This is a genomic window from Streptomyces tendae, from assembly GCF_014650435.1.
GTDB classification, from domain to species: Bacteria; Actinomycetota; Actinomycetes; order Streptomycetales; family Streptomycetaceae; genus Streptomyces; species Streptomyces tendae.
Window position 1 is genome coordinate 95,061 of sequence record NZ_BMUY01000013.1, and the last position, 18,575, is coordinate 113,635.

General features: G+C 73.0%; 13 protein-coding genes. 6 read left to right on the plus strand and 7 right to left on the minus strand.

The window, feature by feature from the left end; translation table 11 throughout:
• Positions 1 to 17: 17 nt before the first annotated feature.
• The 3 genes from IE258_RS30200 to IE258_RS30210 form a co-directional block, all read right to left on the minus strand.
• Positions 18 to 1,481 carry a glutamate synthase subunit beta gene (locus tag IE258_RS30200; RefSeq protein ID WP_189748848.1) on the minus strand — a complete coding sequence of 488 codons (1,464 nt, stop codon included), beginning with the start codon at positions 1,479 to 1,481 and terminating at the stop codon, positions 18 to 20.
• A complete protein-coding gene (gene gltB, locus IE258_RS30205; protein WP_189749011.1) occupies positions 1,474 to 6,018 on the minus strand; it encodes a glutamate synthase large subunit in 4,545 nt (1,514 codons plus the stop codon). Before gltB ends, IE258_RS30200 begins: the two co-directional genes overlap by 8 nt.
• 429 nt (positions 6,019 to 6,447) lie before the next feature.
• Positions 6,448 to 7,179 carry a VIT1/CCC1 transporter family protein gene (locus IE258_RS30210; protein ID WP_189748850.1) on the minus strand — a complete coding sequence of 244 codons (732 nt, stop codon included), beginning with the start codon at positions 7,177 to 7,179 and terminating at the stop codon, positions 6,448 to 6,450.
• Positions 7,180 to 7,413: 234 nt separating this feature from the next.
• Between IE258_RS30210 and IE258_RS30215 the strand changes: the two genes are divergently transcribed.
• Genes IE258_RS30215 through IE258_RS30240 form a run of 6 tightly spaced genes read left to right on the plus strand, consistent with a single transcriptional unit; the run spans position 7,414 to position 14,416 of the window.
• Positions 7,414 to 8,544: an ADP-ribosylglycohydrolase family protein gene (locus IE258_RS30215; RefSeq protein ID WP_229892512.1), complete on the plus strand. Its 1,131-nt coding sequence runs from the start codon at positions 7,414 to 7,416 to the stop codon at positions 8,542 to 8,544.
• Positions 8,541 to 9,818 carry an ADP-ribosylglycohydrolase family protein gene (locus IE258_RS30220; RefSeq protein ID WP_189748852.1) on the plus strand — a complete coding sequence of 426 codons (1,278 nt, stop codon included), beginning with the start codon at positions 8,541 to 8,543 and terminating at the stop codon, positions 9,816 to 9,818. Before IE258_RS30215 ends, IE258_RS30220 begins: the two co-directional genes overlap by 4 nt.
• Complete coding sequence (locus IE258_RS30225) at positions 9,815 to 10,996, plus strand: ADP-ribosylglycohydrolase family protein (protein WP_189748853.1); 1,182 nt, start codon at positions 9,815 to 9,817, stop codon at positions 10,994 to 10,996. Before IE258_RS30220 ends, IE258_RS30225 begins: the two co-directional genes overlap by 4 nt.
• A complete protein-coding gene (locus IE258_RS30230; RefSeq protein WP_189748855.1) occupies positions 10,984 to 12,363 on the plus strand; it encodes an ADP-ribosylglycohydrolase family protein in 1,380 nt (459 codons plus the stop codon). The genes IE258_RS30225 and IE258_RS30230 overlap by 13 nt, the downstream gene beginning before the upstream one ends.
• Entirely contained in the window at positions 12,345 to 13,595 is a 1,251-nt protein-coding gene (locus IE258_RS30235; protein ID WP_189748857.1) for a CaiB/BaiF CoA transferase family protein, read from the plus strand. Before IE258_RS30230 ends, IE258_RS30235 begins: the two co-directional genes overlap by 19 nt.
• Positions 13,592 to 14,416, plus strand: a complete 825-nt coding sequence (locus IE258_RS30240; protein WP_189748859.1) for an HpcH/HpaI aldolase/citrate lyase family protein — start codon at positions 13,592 to 13,594, stop codon at positions 14,414 to 14,416. The genes IE258_RS30235 and IE258_RS30240 overlap by 4 nt, the downstream gene beginning before the upstream one ends.
• Before the next feature lie 75 nt (positions 14,417 to 14,491).
• Here the strand turns inward: IE258_RS30240 and lgt are convergent, their stop codons facing one another.
• The 4 genes from lgt to trpB form a co-directional block, all read right to left on the minus strand.
• On the minus strand, positions 14,492 to 15,523 hold the full coding sequence (gene lgt, locus IE258_RS30245; RefSeq protein WP_189748861.1) for a prolipoprotein diacylglyceryl transferase: 1,032 nt from the start codon (positions 15,521 to 15,523) through the stop codon (positions 14,492 to 14,494).
• A 76-nt stretch (positions 15,524 to 15,599) separates the two neighbouring features.
• On the minus strand, positions 15,600 to 16,373 hold the full coding sequence (locus tag IE258_RS30250) for a DsbA family protein (protein ID WP_189748862.1): 774 nt from the start codon (positions 16,371 to 16,373) through the stop codon (positions 15,600 to 15,602).
• Between the two features lie 100 nt (positions 16,374 to 16,473).
• The gene (trpA, locus tag IE258_RS30255; protein ID WP_189748863.1) at positions 16,474 to 17,289 is read right to left on the minus strand and encodes a tryptophan synthase subunit alpha; all 816 of its coding nucleotides are present in this window, start codon (positions 17,287 to 17,289) and stop codon (positions 16,474 to 16,476) included.
• Positions 17,286 to 18,569, minus strand: coding sequence for a tryptophan synthase subunit beta (gene trpB, locus IE258_RS30260; protein WP_189748865.1), 1,284 nt, complete (start codon positions 18,567 to 18,569; stop codon positions 17,286 to 17,288). The genes trpA and trpB overlap by 4 nt, the downstream gene beginning before the upstream one ends.
• Between the last annotated feature and the right edge of the window lie 6 nt (positions 18,570 to 18,575).

Below are 18,575 nucleotides of genomic sequence, written 5' to 3' on the forward strand. Positions count from 1 at the left end.
GGACGGTCGTCCGTCCGTCAGACCGCGAGGGCGCGGTCGGTCGGGCGGATCGGGGCCGGCAGTTCGCTGGCCCCGGTCAGGAAGCGGTCGGCGCCGCGCGCGGCCGAGCGGCCCTCGGCGATCGCCCAGACGATGAGCGACTGGCCGCGGCCGGCGTCACCGGCGACGAACACACCCGGCACATTGGTCTGGAATTCGGCGTCCCGGGCGATGTTACCCCGTTCGTCGAGCGCCAGGCCGAACTGGTCGACGAGACCGTTCTCCTTGTCGGTGCCGGTGAAGCCCATGGCGAGGGTGACCAGCTGGGCCGGGATCTTGCGCTCGGTCCCCGGCTTCGACGTGAGCTTGCCGTCGACGAACTCGACCTCGCTCATGTGCAGCCACTGGACGTTGCCGTCCTCGTCGCCCTCGAAGTGGGTGGTGGAGACGGCGTAGACCCGCTCGCCGCCCTCCTCGTGGGCGCTGGTGACCTTGTACAGCATGGGGAAGGTCGGCCACGGCTGGCGCACCGCGTCCCGCTCCTCGCCCGGCCGGGGCATGATCTCCAGCTGGGTGACGGAGGCCGCGCCCTGGCGGTGGGCGGTGCCCACGCAGTCGGCGCCGGTGTCGCCGCCGCCGATGACGACGACGTGCTTGCCCTCGGCCGTGATGGGGGGCGCCACGTAGTCGCCCTCCTGGACCTTGTTGGCCAGCGGCAGGTACTCCATCGCCTGGTGGATGCCGTTCAGCTCGCGGCCGGGGACCGGCAGGTCGCGGGCGGTGGTGGAGCCGGCGGCGATGACGACGGCGTCGTAGCGCTTCTTCAGGTCGGTCGCCTTGAGGTCGCGGCCGATCTCGACGCCGGTGCGGAAGCGGGTGCCCTCGGCGCGCATCTGCTCTATGCGGCGGTTGATGTGCCGCTTCTCCATCTTGAACTCGGGGATGCCGTAGCGCAGGAGCCCTCCGATGCGGTCCGCGCGCTCGTAGACGGCGACGGTGTGACCGGCCCGGGTGAGCTGCTGGGCGGCGGCGAGCCCCGCCGGGCCCGAGCCGATGACGGCGACGGTCTTGCCGGACAGGCGCTCGGGCACCTGCGGGGCGACGTCCCCTGTCTCCCACGCCTTGTCGATGATGGAGACCTCGACGTTCTTGATGGTGACCGGCGGCTGGTTGATGCCGAGCACACACGCCGACTCGCACGGAGCCGGGCACAGGCGGCCGGTGAACTCCGGGAAGTTGTTGGTGGCGTGCAGGCGCTCGGACGCCGCCGACCAGTCCTCGCGGTAGGCGTAGTCGTTCCACTCCGGGATCAGGTTCCCGAGCGGGCAGCCGTTGTGGCAGAACGGGATGCCGCAGTCCATGCAGCGGCTGGCCTGCTTGCTGATGATCGGCAGCAGGGAGCCGGGGACGTAGACCTCGTTCCAGTCCTTGACGCGCTCGTCGACGGGGCGGGTCCTGGCGACCTCGCGTCCGTGGTTGAGAAAGCCCTTGGGATCAGCCATTGGTCGCCGCCTCCATCATCTTCTCGGTGGTCTCGGTCTCGGAGAGACCGGCTCGCTCGGCGGCGTCCTTGGCGGCGAGCACTGCCTGGTACGTGCTGGGGATGATCTTGCTGAAGCGCTCCACGGCGGCGGGCCAGTCGGCGAGCAGCTTGCCCGCGACCGTGGACCCGGTCTCCTCGGCGTGGCGGCGCACCACGTCGTGCAGCCAGTCCTTGTCGGCGTCGTCCAGGGCCTGGACCGCGTCGACGTTGCCGACGTTGACGTTGTCGCGGTCGAGGTCGACGACGTAGGCGATGCCGCCGGACATGCCGGCCGCGAAGTTGCGCCCGGTCTCGCCGAGGACGACCGCGTGGCCGCCGGTCATGTACTCGCAGCCGTGGTCGCCGACGCCCTCGGAGACGACCAGCGCGCCGGAGTTGCGGACGCAGAAGCGCTCGCCGACCTTGCCGCGCAGGAACATCTCGCCGCCGGTGGCGCCGTAGCCGATGGTGTTGCCGGCGATGGTGGAGTACTCGGCGAGGTGGTCGGCGCCCCGGTCGGGGCGGACGACGATCCGGCCGCCGGACAGGCCCTTGCCGACGTAGTCGTTGGCGTCGCCCTCCAGGCGCAGCGTGATGCCGCGCGGGACGAAGGCGCCGAAGGACTGGCCGGCGGAACCGGTGAAGGTGATGTCGACGGTGTCGTCGGGCAGACCGGCGCCGCCGAACTTCTTGGTGACCTCGTGGCCGAGCATGGTGCCGACCGTGCGGTTGATGTTGCGGATGGCGACCTGGGCGCGCACCGGGGCGGCCCGGGTGGCGTCCGGGGCGGCCAGCGCGTCGGAGGCGAGCTTGATCAGCTGGTTGTCGAGCGCCTTCTCCAGGCCGTGGTCCTGGCCGACGGCCTGGTGGCGCACCGCGCCCTCGGCCAGCGCGGGCACGTGGAACAGCGGCTCCAGGTTCAGGCCCTGCGCCTTCCAGTGGTCGACCGCGCGGGTCACGTCGAGGGCCTCGGCGTGGCCGACGGCCTCCTCGATGGAGCGGAAGCCCAGCTCGGCGAGGATCTCGCGGACCTCTTCGGCGATGAACCGGAAGAAGTTGACGATGTACTCGGCCTTCCCGGAGAACCGCTCGCGCAGCACCGGGTTCTGGGTGGCGATGCCGACCGGGCAGGTGTCCAGGTGGCAGACGCGCATCATGACGCAGCCGGAGACGACGAGCGGCGCGGTGGCGAAACCGAACTCCTCGGCACCGAGGAGGGCGGCGATGACCACGTCGCGGCCGGTCTTGAGCTGGCCGTCGGTCTGGACGACGATCCGGTCGCGCAGGCCGTTGAGCAGCAGGGTCTGCTGGGTCTCGGCGAGGCCCAGCTCCCAGGGGCCGCCCGCGTGCTTGAGCGACGTGAGCGGGGAGGCGCCGGTGCCACCGTCGTGGCCGGAGATCAGCACCACGTCCGCGTGCGCCTTGGACACGCCCGCCGCGACCGTGCCCACGCCGACCTCGGAGACCAGCTTGACGTGGATCCGCGCCTGCGGGTTCGCGTTCTTCAGGTCGTGGATCAGCTGGGCGAGGTCCTCGATGGAGTAGATGTCGTGGTGCGGCGGCGGGGAGATCAGGCCGACACCGGGGGTGCTGTGCCGGGTCTTGGCGACCCAGGGGTAGACCTTGTGGCCGGGCAGCTGGCCGCCTTCGCCGGGCTTGGCGCCCTGGGCCATCTTGATCTGGATGTCGTCCGCGTTGACCAGGTACTCGGAGGTGACGCCGAAGCGGCCGGAGGCGACCTGCTTGATGCTGGACCGGCGCGCCGGGTCGTACAGGCGCTCCGGGTCCTCGCCGCCCTCACCGGTGTTGGACTTGCCGCCCAGCTGGTTCATGGCGATGGCGAGGGTCTCGTGCGCCTCCTGGGAGATGGAGCCGTACGACATGGCGCCGGTGGAGAAGCGCTTGACGATCTCGGAGACGGGCTCGACCTCGTCGATGGAGATCGGCTGCCGGTCCGACGTGAAGCCGAACAGGCCGCGCAGCGTCATCAGCCGCTCGGACTGCTCGTTCACGCGCTCGGTGTACTTCTTGAAGATCTCGTACGTGCCGGAGCGCGTGGAGTGCTGGAGGCGGAAGACCGTCTCCGGGTCGAACAGGTGCGGCTCGCCCTCGCGGCGCCACTGGTACTCGCCGCCGATCTCCAGGGCGCGGTGGGCCGGCGCGATGCCGCTGGCCGGGTACGCCTTGGCGTGGCGGGCGGCGACCTCCTTGGCGACGACGTCGATGCCGACGCCGCCGATCTTGGTGGCGGTGCCGTTGAAGTACTTGGCGACGAACTCCTCGTCGAGGCCGACGGCCTCGAAGACCTGGGCGCCGCGGTAGGAGGCGACGGTGGAGATGCCCATCTTGGACATGACCTTGAGGACGCCCTTGCCGAGCGCGTAGATCAGGTTGCGGATGGCCTGCTCGGGCTCGCCGTCCTCGGTCTGCAGGAAGGTGCCGGCCCGGACCAGGTCCTCGACGGACTCCATCGCCAGGTACGGGTTGACCGCGGCGGCGCCGAAGCCGATGAGCAGGGCGACGTGGTGGACCTCGCGGACGTCACCGGCCTCGACCAGCAGGCCCACCTCGGTGCGCTGCTTGGTGCGGATGAGGTGGTGGTGGACGGCGGCGGTGAGCAGCAGCGAGGGGATCGGCGCGTGCTCGGCGTCCGAGTGGCGGTCGGACAGGACGATCAGCCGGGCGCCGTTCTCGATGGCGGCGTCGGCCTCGGCGCAGATCTCCTCTATGCGTGCGGCCAGGGCGTCGCCGCCGCCGTGCACCCGGTAGAGACCGGAGAGGGTCGCGGCCTTGAAGCCGGGCATGTCGCCGTCGGCGTTGATGTGGATGAGCTTGGCCAGCTCGTCGTTGTCGATCACCGGGAAGGGCAGCAGGACGCTGCGGCACGAGGCGGCCGTCGGGTCGAGCAGGTTGCCCTGGGGGCCGAGCGAGGAGCGCAGCGAGGTGACCAGTTCCTCACGGATGGCGTCCAGCGGCGGGTTGGTGACCTGGGCGAAGAGCTGGGTGAAGTAGTCGAAGAGCAGCCGGGGGCGCTCGGAGAGCGCGGCGATCGGCGAGTCGGTGCCCATGGAGCCGATCGGCTCGGCGCCGGCCTTGGCCATCGGCGCGAGGAGGACGCGCAGCTCCTCCTCGGTGTACCCGAAGGTCTGCTGGCGGCGGGTGACCGAGGCGTGGGTGTGCACGATGTGCTCGCGCTCGGGCAGGTCGGACAGCTCGATCTCGCCGGCTTCCACCCACTCGCCGTACGGCTGCTCCGCGGCGAGCTGGGCCTTGATCTCGTCGTCCTCGATGATGCGGTGCTCGGCGGTGTCCACGAGGAACATGCGGCCGGGCTGCAGGCGGCCCTTGCGGACGACCTTGGCGGGGTCGATGTCGAGGACGCCGACCTCGGAGCCGAGGACGACGAGGCCGTCGTCGGTGACCCAGTAGCGGCCGGGGCGCAGACCGTTGCGGTCGAGCACGGCGCCGACCTGGGTGCCGTCGGTGAAGGTGACGCAGGCGGGACCGTCCCAGGGCTCCATCATCGTGGAGTGGAACTGGTAGAAGGCCCGCCGGTCCGGCTGCATGGAGTCGTGGTTCTCCCACGCCTCCGGGATCATCATCAGCACCGAGTGCGGCAGCGAGCGCCCGCCCAGGTGGAGCAGCTCCAGGACCTCGTCGAAGGAGGCGGAGTCCGAGGCGTCCGGCGTACAGATCGGGAAGATCCGCTCCAGGTCCGCGGAGGAGCCGAACAGGTCCGAGGCCAGCTGGGACTCGCGGGCGCGCATCCAGTTGCGGTTGCCCTTGACCGTGTTGATCTCGCCGTTGTGCGCGACGAAGCGGTACGGGTGGGCGAGCGGCCAGCTCGGGAAGGTGTTGGTGGAGAACCGGGAGTGCACGAGCGCGATCGCGGAGGCGAAGCGGCGGTCGGACAGGTCCGGGAAGAACGGCTCCAGCTGGCCGGTGGTCAGCATGCCCTTGTAGACGATGGTCCGCGCGGACAGCGACGGGAAGTAGACCCCGGCCTCGCGCTCGGCGCGCTTGCGCAGCGCGAAGGCGTGCCGGTCCAGGGCGATGCCCTGCGAGGTTCCGTCGCTCACGAAGATCTGGCGGAAGACCGGCATCGTGGAGCGCGCGGTGGCGCCCAGCATCTGCGGGGCGACCGGGACCTCGCGCCAGCCGAGGACGGTGAGGCCCTCCTCGTCGGCGATCGTCTCGATGCGCGAGACGGCGTCCTGGGTGCCGTCGACCGGCAGGAAGGCGATGCCGACGGCGTACGCCCCGGCCTCGGGCAGCTCGAATCCGGCCACCTCGCGGAAGAACGCGTCGGGCACCTGGGAGAGGATGCCCGCGCCGTCGCCCGAGTCGGGCTCGGAGCCGGTGGCGCCGCGGTGTTCCAGGTTGCGCAGCACGGTGAGCGCCTGGTCGACCAGGGTGTGGGACGCCTCGCCGGTGAGGGTGGCGACGAAACCGACGCCGCACGCGTCGTGTTCGTTGCGGGGGTCGTACATACCCTGTGCAGCAGGGCGAGCATCCATGAAGGACCAGTTCTGGCCACTCTCGGAGTGCTGGGACGGCTGGCGCGGCGTACGCATCGGCTCTCCCGTCGTCGTCATCTGGCATGTGCAGGTGCCGAGGGACGACGTTGGCCCTCTGCGGTGGCTGAAAAATTTGGTGCAGGCTACATGATGGAACGGTTCTCGGTAAACGGGACAATCCGTTCCAGCATGCGGACACCGAAGGGTGGCGATGGGGGTACCGCACCCGTGGTGGAAGCTATGGAGACCGAGGCGGACAGATCGATGCCCGTCGGTCCGAGGGGGCGGAGGGAGCGTCGTCGCCCACTCCGCGAAATGCACGGCAGGCGTCATTGCCCACAGCGCTTACGGCTCATGCCCGGAGATTACGCACTCGAAACCAGCGAGTAACGGCTACTTATGCGTCCCGCCGCATAAGTTCGAGCCGGGCTATCCTACGGCCGTTCCGAACAGGCTGCCCAGGAGATACGTCACACCGGCCGCCGCGCCACCGAGGGCGAGCTGCCGCAGGCCGCTGTACCACCAGCTGCGGGCCGTGACCCTGGCGACCACCGCGCCGCACAGGAACAGTCCGGCCAGCGCGAGCAGCACGGCGGGCCACAGCGCACCGGCGCCGAGCAGGAAGGGCAGCACGGGGAGCAGGGCGCCCAGCGCGAAGGATCCGAACGAGGACACGGCGGCGACGGTCGGCGAGGGCAGGTCGGAGGGGTCGATGCCCAGCTCCTCGCGGGCGTGTATCTCCAGCGCCTGCTCGGGGTCGCTGGACAGCTGGCGGGCCACTTCGCGCGCGAGGTGCGGCTCGACGCCGCGCGACTCGTAGAGCGCGGCCAGCTCGGCCTCCTCGTCCGCCGGGTGCTTGCGCAGCTCGCGGCGCTCCACGTCCAGCTCGGCCTCGACCAGCTCGCGCTGGGAGGCGACGGAGGTGTACTCGCCGGCGGCCATGGAGAAGGCACCGGCGGCCAGACCGGCGAGCCCGCTGATCACCACGGTCTGCTGGCTCGCGGTACCGCCGGCCACACCGGTCATCAGGGCGAGGTTGGAGACCAGTCCGTCCATGGCACCGAAGACGGCGGGGCGCAGCCAGCCGCCGTTCACGTCGCGGTGGGTGTGGTTGTCGCGGTGCGCCTCGTGCAGCGCCGCCTCGGTCTCGATGATGGCCATGAGGGTGCCCCCGGGAAGCTAGTTTGGACTCATTCCACTTTTTAACAACACCCAATCTACGCCGATCATTTCCGTCCCGCCAGCAAGGAAAGGCTGGGCTTACCTGCGGTTTTATCTCTCCGTACTCATTCGTGATCATGCTCGCTCACATGTCGACCGGGTGACGCTGCGCCCGGTTCGGCTGCGGTGCGCACCGCACCGGGGACAGATCTGCGGAGGGAGAGGAGAGGCCGCATGGCATCCACCGCCTGCATTCCCCCGGCCGCCGCGCCGGGAGACGCCGCCGGACTCCGCGACCGGGCCCGGGGCGCGCTGCTCGGACTGGCCGTCGGGGACGCCCTCGGGGCACCGGCCGAGAACATGAAGCCCTCGGAGATCCGCGCCCGCTGGGGCCGCATCACGGGGTACGTGGCCGACCGGCCCGCCGGTACGGACGACACGGAGTACGCGATCTTCTCCGGGCTGCTGCTGGCCCGCCACGGCTCCGGGCTCACCCAGGCCCACGTGGAGACGGCGTGGCACGAGTGGATCGCGGACCGGGAGGAGGGCCCGTTCCGGGGCGCGGGCTTCAGCGAGCGCGGCACCCTGGAGAACCTGCGCCGCGGTCTGGCCGCCCCGATCTCCGCCCAGCACCGGCACGCGTGGAGCGACGGACTGGCCATGCGGGCCGCTCCGCACGGCGTGTTCGCGGCCGGGCGCCCCGCCGAGGCGGCCCGGCTGGCGGCGATCGACGGCTCGGTCAGCCACGAGGGCGAGGGCATCTACGGCGGCCAGGCGGTGGCGGCGGGCGTCGCGGCGGCGATGGCCGGGGCGTCGACCGTCGCGGTGGCGGCCTCCGCGCTGGCCGCCGTGCCGGACGACTCCTGGACGGCGCGCTGTCTGCGCCGCGCGCTGACGGCGGCCCACCGGGGCGAACGCGCGGTGCGCTCCGCGGTGGTCATCGGCGGCTACCCGTGGACCGACCTGGCCCCCGAGGCCGTCGCCCTCGCCTTCGGCGCGTACGCGGCGGCCGACGGCGACTTCACGGACTCCGTGCTGACGGCCGTCAACATGGGCCGCGACGCCGACACCACGGCCGCGGTGGCCGGCGCCCTGGCCGGGGCGACCCGCGGCGTCGACGCCATCCCCGCCGACTGGGCCAGGGCCATCGGCCCGGCCCGCGGCACCTGCCTCCCGTCGATGGCCGGCCACCACGTACTGCAGGTCGCGGACCTGCTGACCCGCGCGGCACGTGAAGCACCTCCGGACGCCGGAAATGCCGAAACCGCCGGGAACACCGGAAGCACCGGGAGCACCGGGAGCACCGGGAAGCCTCCGGGCGAACCGTCCGTCACCGCCCGCGCGGCAGCGCGGGTGGGGCCGTGAGCAGGGCTCGCGCCGGGGTCGGGGCGACCGGCACCACGGCGTACGTCGAGGGGCCCGGTGTGCCGGAGGGGGTCGTGTCCAGCGGGAGTGGACAGCGGCCGGGAGCCGAGCCGGGGACAGCTGCAGCGTTCCCCGCCGTGCCGATGCTGGACCGCATCGAGGGGCTGCTGCTCGGGCTCGCCGCCGGGGACGCCGCCGGCTGGCCGGCCGCCCGGCACCGTGCCGCCCGCATGCCGGAGTGGACACGTCGGCTCACCCGCGAGCTGGACACCTTCGCCGAGCAGAACGCGACCACCACCCTCCCCGTCCCCATCGCGCTGAACCAGCCCCCGGAACCACTGCGCCTCGGCCCCTCGGACGACGCCGAGTGGGCGGCGTTCGCGGCGGAGGCCGTGCTGCGGGCCGGGGACGACAGCGTGCTCGGGGACCTGAGCCGGGACCGCCGGATGCGGGCCGCGATCGACCTGACCTGGAACGCCGTCGCGAGCGAGGTCGCCGCGGCGGCCGACCGCGCCCCCGAGGTGGAGTCCGCGGTGCTGCCGCTGCGCGCCCGCATCTCGGTGCGCGCCGGGCTCGGCAACCTCGCCACCGGCCTGCGTCCGCCCGCCACCGGCCACGACAACCCGCACTACTTCGACGACGCCGCCTGCGTGCGGGCCTGCGTCCTGGCCGTCGCCCACCCCGGCGCCCCGCGCGACGCCGCCGACCTCGCCGAGTTCGACGCCCGCTACACCCAGGACGGCGACGGCGTGCACGGCGCGCGGGCCATGGCGGCGGCCCTCGCGTGCGCCCTCGACGGTGCCGACGTGGACGCCTGTGTGGCGGCCGCGCTCACCGAACTCCCCGAAGCCACGGAGATCGGCCGCAACGCCCGCCAGGCCCTGGCCCTCGCGGCGGACACCGAGAGCACCTTCGCCCTGGTCCCGCTCCTCGAGCACCGCATCGTCGACCACGTCTACAGCTACGGCATCGCCGCCGCCGAGACCGTGCCGGTCGCCCTCGCCCTGGCCACCGCCGCCCGTGGCCGCATCGCGGAGGCGGTACCGGCGGCGGCCTGCCTGTCCCGGGTCGCGGACTCCGCCCCCGCGCTGGCCGGCGCCCTCACCGGCGCGCTGGGCGGCGGCGCCTCGGTCCCGGCGTCCTGGCGGGACGCCTGCCGCACCCTGCCCGGCTGCGTACTGCCCCGGCTCACCGGCACCGACCTGGTCGAACTCGCCGGTCTCCTGCACGCCACACGACCCTCCCCACCGGAAGGACGAGGCACCGCCCCATGACTCACCCGACCCCGGCCCACAACGGCACCACCGCATCCCTCGACGAGCGCGTCACCGGCGCACTCATCGGCGCGGCCGTCGGCGACGCGCTCGGCGGCCCCGTCGAGGGCTACTCCCCCGAGCAGATCCTCGAACGCCACGGCGGCCGCGTCCACGGCGTCGTCGGCCCCTGGAACGGCGACGACTGGCGCACCGCCCGTCCCCTGGCCCCGTACCACAAGGGCGACGGCCACGTCACCGACGACACCCTGATGACGCACGCGCTGGTGCGGGTCTACGGCACGGTCCGCGACCATCTCGACGCGTACGCGATCGCCGAGCACCTGGTCCCGGACCTGATCAGCAACCCGCGCTGGATCCCGGAGCTGGAAACCGAGGCGCTCCCGCTCCAGCGGATCTTCCTCGCCGAGAAGTGGCTGGTCGCGCGGCTCCACTACGGCCACATGGACCCGCGCGAGGCCGGCACCGGCAACATCGTCAACTGCGGGGCCGCGATGTACATGGCACCGGTCGGCCTGGTCAACGCGGCGAACCCCGCGGCCGCCTACGCGGAGGCCCTGGACGTCGCGGGCGCGCACCAGTCGTCGTACGGCCGGGAGGCGGCCGGCGTCCTCGCGGCGGCGGTGGCCGCGGCCTGCGTGCCGGGCGCGACCCCGGAGTCGGTGGTCGCTGCCGCGCTGTCCCTGGCCAAGGACGGCACCCGGGCCGCGATCGAGGCGGTGTGCGAGGTGGCCGCACGCCACTCGGACTTCGAGTCGGCGCTGGCGCCGCTGCGCGCGGCGGTGGCCCCGTACGACACGGTGGGCCCCGACTACCGCGCCCCTTCGCTGGGCGCCCGCCGCCCCTCTCGCCTGCACGCGATCGAGGAGCTGCCCGTCGCCCTCGGCATGCTGCTCGTCTCCGGCGGCGACTTCCGGCACGCGGTCCTCGGCGCCGTCAACTACGGCCGCGACTGCGACTCCATCGCCACGATGGCGGGCGCCCTGGCCGGAGCACTCGGATCGCCGGTCCCCGAGGACTGGGCGAAGACCGTCGCGGAGGCGAGCCGCCTGGACCTGTGGGAACCGGCGGCGACGCTCACCAAGGTCGCACGGGAGGTCTTCGAGCGTGACGTACGGCGCCGCCGCGCCCACGAGGCTGCCTTCGCCGCGATCGGGGGCACGGGATGCTCCGGCTGACCTGGGTCCAGCCCGAGGACCTGGTCGGCCACGAGCTGCGCCAGGCACGGCTCGACGGCCGCGACGCGTCGGCGGTCGCGGCCCGCTGGCGCGCGGCGGGCGGCGGCGAGGCACCACCCCGGGCGGGCGCCTCCGACCGACCCGCCTCTCCCGACCTCCGCGCCCTGGCCGAGGAGCTCCTGGACGAACTGGCCCGCCTGCCCAGTCCCATGGCGGACGCCGAGCCGACGGACCTCGACCGGATCAGGGCGCTGTGCCCCGACTGGCCGGCCCCGCGCCCGGCCGCGTCCGTGTCCCCCTCCCGTCTGGAGGCCGCCTGGCTCGGCCGCGCCGTCGGGTGCCTCCTGGGCAAGCCCGTCGAGAAGCTGCCCCTGTCCGGCATCCGCCGCCTGGGCCGGGCCGCCGGCAACTGGCCCCCGACCGCGTACTTCACCGCCCGGGGCGTCCCGCGCGAGCTGCTCACCGCGTATCCCTGGAACCGCCGTTCCGCGCCCACCTCCCTCGCCGAGAACATCGACGGCATGCCGGAGGACGACGACCTCAACTACCCGCTCCTGGGCCTGAAGCTCCTCCAGCGCCACGGCAGGGACTTCGCCACGGCCGATGTGGCCCGGGTCTGGCTGGACGAACTTCCGGCCGGTCGCACCTTCACCGCCGAGCGCGTCGCCTACCGCAACCTCCTGACCGGCATCGAGCCTCCGGACACCGCCCGCCACCGCAACCCGTTCCGCGAGTGGATCGGCGCCCTGATCCGCGCCGACGTGCACGGCTGGACCAACCCGGGCGACCCGGGCGCCGCCGCCGAGCAGGCGCACCGCGACGCGACCCTCAGCCACACGGCGGGCGGCGTCCACGCGGCGATGTTCGCGGCGGCCGTCATCGCCACCGCCGCCCCCGTCGACGCACCCGACGTCCACGCCTGTCTGCGCACCGGTCTCGCGGTCGTGCCGCCCGGTTCCCGCCTCGCCCGTGCCGTCCGCCACGCCGTGCGGCTCGCGGGCGCGCACACCGACTTCGACACCGTCGTGGACGAGCTGCACGCCGTGCACTCCCCCGCCCACCACTGGGTGCACGCCGTCCCCAACACCGCCCTGATCGCCGCCGCGCTCACCCACGCGGACGGCGACTTCACCGGCTCGGTCTCGCGTGTCGTGTCGGGCGGCTGGGACACCGACTCCAACGGCGCCACCGTCGGCAGCGTCGCCGGACTGCTCGCCGGTGCCCCCGCCGCGCTGCCCGCGCACTGGACGGCCCCGCTGAAGAACCGCCTGGCCACCTCCGTCGGCGACTTCGACGGCACCGGCTTCGACACCCTCGCCCACCTCACCCACCGGGAGGCCACCCGCCCATGCCCGAGCCCGCCGTGACCTCTGCCCCTGCCGCCTCCTCCGCCCGCTCCTCCTCCGCCTCCGCCCCGGCGCCGCTCACCGGTCTGCGCGTCCTCGACCTCGCCACCCTCTTCGCGGGACCGCTCGCCGCCACCATGCTCGGCGACTTCGGCGCCGAGGTGATCAAGGTCGAGCACCCCACCCGGCCCGACCCCTCCCGGGGACACGGTCCCTCGAAGGACGGCGTGGCTCTGTGGTGGAAGCTGCTGGGCCGCAACAAGCGCACGATCACGCTGGACCTGTCGAAACCCGCCGGGCGCACCACCCTGCTCCGGCTCGCCGCCACCGCCGACGTGGTCGTCGAGAACTTCCGGCCGGGCACCCTGGAGAAGTGGGACCTGGGCTGGGACGAGCTGTCCGCCGTCAATCCGCGCCTGGTCCTCACCCGGGTCACCGGCTTCGGCCAGTTCGGCCCCTACGCCCGCCGTCCCGGCTTCGGCACCCTCGCCGAGGCCATGAGCGGCTTCGCCGCCATGACCGGCGAGCCCGACGCGCCGCCGACGCTGCCGCCGTTCGGCCTCGCCGACTCGATCGCCGCGCTGGCGACTGCGTACGCCGTGATGACGGCGCTGGCCGCCCGGGAGCGCACCGGCGAGGGCCAGGTCGTCGACATGGCGATCATCGAGCCGATCCTGACCGTGCTCGGCCCGCAGCCCCTCTGGTACGACCAGCTCGGCCACGTCCAGCCGCGCACCGGCAACCGCTCGCAGAACAACGCCCCGCGCAACACCTACCGCACCGCCGACGGCACCTGGGTCGCCGTCTCCACCTCGGCGCAGTCGGTCGCCGAGCGGGTGATGCGGCTGGTGGGCCGCCCGGAGCTGATCGACGAGCCCTGGTTCGCGACCGGCGCCGACCGGGCCCGGCACACCGACGTGCTGGACGCGGCGGTCGGCGACTGGATAGCCCGGCACACCCGCGCCGACGTGCTCGCGGCGTTCGAGAAGGCCGAGGCGGCCATCGCGCCGGTCCAGGACGTGCGGGACGTGATGGCCGACCCGCAGTACCAGGCCCTCGACACCGTCACCACGGTCGACGATCCGGAGCTGGGTCCGCTGCGCATGCAGAACGTCCTCTTCCGGCTCTCCGCCACCCCGGGCGCGATCCGCTGGGCGGGCCGCCCGCACGGCGCCGACACCGAGGAGGTGCTGACCGGGCTGGGGCTCACCCCGGCGGACGTGAAGGAGCTGCGCGAGGAGGGAGTCGTATGACCGCACCGCCGCTGACCTGGCTGTACGCCCCCGGGGACCGGCCCCGGGTGGTCGCCAAGGCGCTGGCCGCCGGGGCCGACGTGGTGGTGGTCGACCTGGAGGACGCGGTCGCCGCCGACCGCAAGGAGTACGCCCGTGACGCCACGGCCGAGCTGCTGGGCGAGCCGCAGCCGGTGCCGGTGCACGTCCGCGTCAACGCCCTGGACGGTCCGCTCGCCGCCGACGACCTGGCGGCGCTGGCCGCGCTGCCGGGCCTGTCCGGGCTGCGGCTGCCCAAGATCACGTCGCCGGAGCAGATCACCGGCGTCGCCGCGGCCACCGGCGGGCCCCCGCTGTACGCCCTGCTGGAGACGGCCCTGGGGGTGGAGCGGGCGTACCGGATCGCCGCCGCCCACCCGGCGCTGCGCGGGATCGCCCTCGGTGAGACGGACCTGAGGGCCGACCTGGGCGTGCGCGGGGACACCGGCCTGGACTGGTCGCGCTCGCGCGTGGTCGTGGCCGCACGGGCGGCGGGGCTCGCGCCGCCGTCGCAGACGGTGCACCCGGACACCCGGGACCTGGAGGGTCTGGCGGCGTCCTGCTCCCACGGCCGCGCCCTGGGCTTCCTGGGGCGGGCCGCGATCCACCCCCGCCAGCTGCCGATCATCGAGCGGGCGTATCTGCCGACCGAGCGGGAGCTGGAGGAGGCGGAGACGATCGTGAAGGCGGCCACGATCCAGCCGGGCGCGCAGGCGCTGCCGGACGGCCGGTTCATCGACGCGGCGGTGGTGGCGACGGCCCGGCGCACCCTGTCGCTGGCCCGGCGGCCGGCCCTGTCCTGAGCCCCGGCCCCGGCATACGCCGAGGGCGCCCGGAGAGTCCCGGGCGCCCTCGGCGGCGTAGCTTGCGGGCCGGGGTCAGCCCTTCTTGGCGGAGTCGGCGCCGTTCGTCACGCCCTCGGCGTCCTTCGCGTCGTCCGCGGCATCCGCTTCGTCCGCGCCCGACGGGTCCTCCGGGGCCGCGGTGGCGCCGGAGGCATCGCTCTTCTCCGCGGCGTCCGCGTCGTTCTCGCTGTCCTTGACGTCCTTGGCATCCTTGTCCGCCGCGGACCCGGTGTCACCGGCGGCGGACTCCGCGCCCGGCTCCACCACGGCCTCCCGGCCCGGCCGCATCCGTGCCGAGAGCACGATGTACAGCACGGCGAGCAGGAACACGAAGAGCGCCGTCCAGTTGTTCAGGCGCAGGCCCAGGATGTGGTGGGCGTCGTCGACGCGCATGTACTCGATCCAGAACCGGCCCGCGCAGTACGCCGCCACGTACAGGGCGAAGGCGCGCCCGTGGCCGAGCTTGAAGCGGCGGTCGGCCCAGATGACGAGCAGCGCGACACCGATGCACCACAGCGACTCGTACAGGAACGTCGGGTGGTAGGTGCCCGGCACCCGTCCGTCCGCCGTCGAGGTGATCTCCACGGCCCACGGCAGGTCGGTCGCCCTGCCGTACAGCTCCTGGTTGAACCAGTTGCCCCAGCGGCCGATGGCCTGCGCGAGGGCGATACCGGGGGCGACGGCGTCGGCGTACGCGGGCATCGGGACGCCCCGGCGGCGGGCACCGATCCAGGCGCCCACCGCACCGAACGCGATCGCGCCCCAGATGCCGAGTCCGCCCTCCCAGATCTTGAAGGCGTCGACCCAGTCACGGCCCTCGCTGAAGTACAGCTGGTAGTCCGTGATCACGTGGTAGAGGCGCCCGCCGATCAGGCCGAAGGGAACGGCCCAGACCGCGATGTCGGCCACCGTGCCCGGCCGCCCGCCCCGGGCGATCCAGCGCCGGTTGCCGAGCCAGACGGCAACGAAGACGCCGATGATGATGCAGAACGCGTAGCCGCGCAGCGGGATGGGACCGAGGTGCAGCACCCCGCGCGACGGGCTGGGAATGAAGGCAAGTTCCATGGCAGGGTCGACGCTACCGTGTCGGACCGGACACGCGGCGGGCAGCCCGGCTACGGGTCCGTAACGAGCGGGCGCGCTACTTGTTGGCCTCCTCCACCATCTGCTTGAGCTTGGCCGGGGTCATGGAGCGGTCCTGGTAGATGTTCTTGCCGTCCAGGAGCACGGTCGGGGTGCCGCTGAAGCCGCCGTTCTGGAAGGCCTTGTTGGACTTCTCGACCCAGCTGTTGTGCTTGCCGTTCTTGACGCACTCCTGGAACAGGGTGGTGTCGAGGCCGTCGACCTTGCCCGCCAGGTCGAGGAGCTTGTTCTCGTCGGCGAAGGCGTCGTCGGTCTCGGGCGGCTGGTTGTCGTACAGCACGTCGTGGTACGGCGGGAACTTTCCGGCGTCCTGGGCGCAGGCCGCGGCGTTGGCGGCCTTGCGGGAGCCGGTGCCGCCCATGTTGCCGTCGATGATGGTCGCGAGGTGGTACTCGACCTTGAGCTGCCCGGCGTCGGTCAGCTCGTGGATGGTGTTGCGGTACGCCAGCTCGAATGCCTTGCAGGCCGGGCAGCGGAAGTCCTCCCAGATGGTGAGCGTGGACTTGGCGCTCTCCTTGCCGACGGGGATCGCGAGGCCGTCCTTGCCCTGCGCCCCCGAGGGTGCCACGACCGGACCCGCCGACTCGCTGCCGTCGTCCTTGCCCGCGTTCGCGGCGACCACGCCGATCACCGCCGCGAGGCCCAGCACGCAGACCACGCTCGCGCCGACGATCAGCGCACGGCGGCGCTTGTCCCTGGACTTCTGCTTCTCGCGCTCGGCCGCCAGCTTCTCGCGGGCGCCGCGCTTTCCCTGTCGGTTCTTCTCGCTCACACCCCGCAGAACGAACCGGGGAGGCGCAGCGCGCCTCCCCGGTCCCGAGTCCACTCGTACGAGGGACCTCTGTCATGTGCTGGTGCTCACGTGCCGGTGCTCACGCCTGTCCGCGCACGCCCTTCGCCAGGTCGGCGGCGAGGGCGCGGACGCCCTCCAGGCCGGCCGCGTCGTCTGGCGCGTCCAGCATGCGCTTGACGAACGCCGAGCCGACGATCACGCCGTCGGCGAACCGGGCGACCTCGGCGGCCTGGGCGGCGTTGGAGACGCCGAGGCCGACGCAGACCGGGGTGTCGGTGGTGGCGCGGGTGCGCCGCACCAGGTCCTCGGCCTGCGCGCCGACCGACTCGCGGGTGCCGGTGACACCCATGAGGGAGGCGGCGTAGACGAAGCCGCTGCCGGCCGCGGTGATCTCGGCGAGGCGCGCGTCCTTGCTGCTGGGCGCGACCACGAAGACCGTGGCGAGCCCGTGCTTGTCCGCGTGCTCCCGCCACAGCGCCGACTCCTGGACGGGCAGGTCGGGCAGGATGCACCCGGCGCCGCCGGCCTCGGCCAGCTCGGCGGTGAAGCGCTCCACGCCGTAGCGGTCGATCGGGTTCCAGTACGTCATGACGAGGATCGGCTTGCCGGTGGCCTCGTGCGCCTCGCGGACCGTGCGCATCACGTCGGCGATCTTCACGCCGCCGCGCAGGGCGATGTCGTCGGCGGTCTGGATCACCGGGCCGTCGAGCACCGGGTCGCTGTGCGGCAGGCCCACCTCGACGACGTCGGCGCCGCCGTCGAGAGCGGCCTTGATCGCCTCGATGCCGCCGTCCACGGTCGGGAACCCGGCCGGGAGGTAGGCGATGAGGGCGGCGCGGCCCTCGGACCTGGTGGCCGCGAGGGTGTCGTTCAGCAGCTGTACGTTCCCGCTCACTTGGCGTCCCCCTCGATCTCCGCGGCGCCGGTCCCGTCGGCGGCGACCTCGGCGTCGGTGTCGTACAGCCCGAAGTAGCGGGCGGCGGTGTCCATGTCCTTGTCGCCGCGGCCGGACAGGTTGACCACGAGCAGCCCGTCCTTGCCCAGCTCCTTGCCGACCTCCAGGGCACCGGCCAGCGCGTGGGCGCTCTCGATGGCCGGAATGATGCCCTCGGTGCGCGACAGCAGGCGCAGGGCCTGCATGGCGGCGTCGTCGGTGACCGCGCGGTACTCGCCGCGCCCGGAGTCCTTGAGGTGGGCGTGCTCCGGACCGATGCCCGGGTAGTCCAGGCCGGCCGAGATGGAGTACGGCTCGGTGATCTGGCCCTCGTCGTCCTGGAGGACGTAGGACCGGGAGCCGTGCAGGATGCCGGGCTCGCCCGCGGTCAGGGTGGCCGCGTGCTCGCCGGTCTCGACGCCGTGCCCGGCGGGCTCGCAGCCGATGAGGCGTACGCCGGTGTCGGGGATGAAGGCGTGGAAGAGGCCGATGGCGTTGGAGCCGCCGCCCACGCAGGCGATCGCGGCGTCGGGCAGGCGCCCGGCCTGCTCCAGGAGCTGGCGGCGGGCCTCGACGCCGATGACGCGGTGGAAGTCGCGGACCATCGCCGGGAAGGGGTGGGGGCCCGCGACGGTGCCGAACAGGTAGTGGGTGCGGTCGACGTTGGCGACCCAGTCGCGGAACGCCTCGTTGATCGCGTCCTTCAGCGTGCGGCTGCCGGACTTCACGGCGACGACCTCGGCGCCGAGCATGCGCATCCGGGCCACGTTGAGGGCCTGGCGGCGGGTGTCGATCTCGCCCATGTAGATGGTGCAGTCGAGGCCGAAGAGGGCGCAGGCGGTCGCCGTCGCCACACCGTGCTGGCCCGCGCCGGTCTCGGCGATCACCCGGGTCTTGCCCATCCGCTTGGTGAGCAGGGCCTGGCCGAGCACGTTGTTGATCTTGTGCGAGCCGGTGTGGTTCAGGTCCTCGCGCTTGAGGAAGATCCTGGCTCCGCCGGCGTGCTCGGCGAAACGGGGGACCTCGGTGAGGGAGGACGGGCGGCCCGTGTAGTGGACGAGGAGGTCGTCCAGCTCGCGGGCGAACTCCGGGTCGGACTTGGCCTTGTCGTACTCGACGGCGACCTCGTCGACCGCCGCGACGAGGGCCTCGGGGATGAACTTGCCGCCGTACGCCCCGAAGTAGCCTTCGGGGCTGGGGGTTTGACCCTCCGGGTCGGGGATGAAGAAGGTGCTGGGCATGCGTGT

What these genes read in the sequence shown, in the direction of transcription:
- IE258_RS30200 (WP_189748848.1), bottom strand. Translation starts at nt 1,481, where the DNA reads ATGGCTGATCCCAAGGGCTTTCTCAACCACGGACGCGAGGTCGCCAGG.
- gltB (WP_189749011.1), bottom strand. Translation starts at nt 6,018, where the DNA reads ATGGATGCTCGCCCTGCTGCACAGGGTATGTACGACCCCCGCAACGAA.
- IE258_RS30210 (WP_189748850.1), bottom strand. Translation starts at nt 7,179, where the DNA reads ATGGCCATCATCGAGACCGAGGCGGCGCTGCACGAGGCGCACCGCGAC.
- IE258_RS30215 (WP_229892512.1), top strand. Translation starts at nt 7,414, where the DNA reads ATGGCATCCACCGCCTGCATTCCCCCGGCCGCCGCGCCGGGAGACGCC.
- IE258_RS30225 (WP_189748853.1), top strand. Translation starts at nt 9,815, where the DNA reads ATGACTCACCCGACCCCGGCCCACAACGGCACCACCGCATCCCTCGAC.
- IE258_RS30230 (WP_189748855.1), top strand. Translation starts at nt 10,984, where the DNA reads ATGCTCCGGCTGACCTGGGTCCAGCCCGAGGACCTGGTCGGCCACGAG.
- IE258_RS30235 (WP_189748857.1), top strand. Translation starts at nt 12,345, where the DNA reads ATGCCCGAGCCCGCCGTGACCTCTGCCCCTGCCGCCTCCTCCGCCCGC.
- IE258_RS30240 (WP_189748859.1), top strand. Translation starts at nt 13,592, where the DNA reads ATGACCGCACCGCCGCTGACCTGGCTGTACGCCCCCGGGGACCGGCCC.
- lgt (WP_189748861.1), bottom strand. Translation starts at nt 15,523, where the DNA reads ATGGAACTTGCCTTCATTCCCAGCCCGTCGCGCGGGGTGCTGCACCTC.
- trpB (WP_189748865.1), bottom strand. Translation starts at nt 18,569, where the DNA reads ATGCCCAGCACCTTCTTCATCCCCGACCCGGAGGGTCAAACCCCCAGC.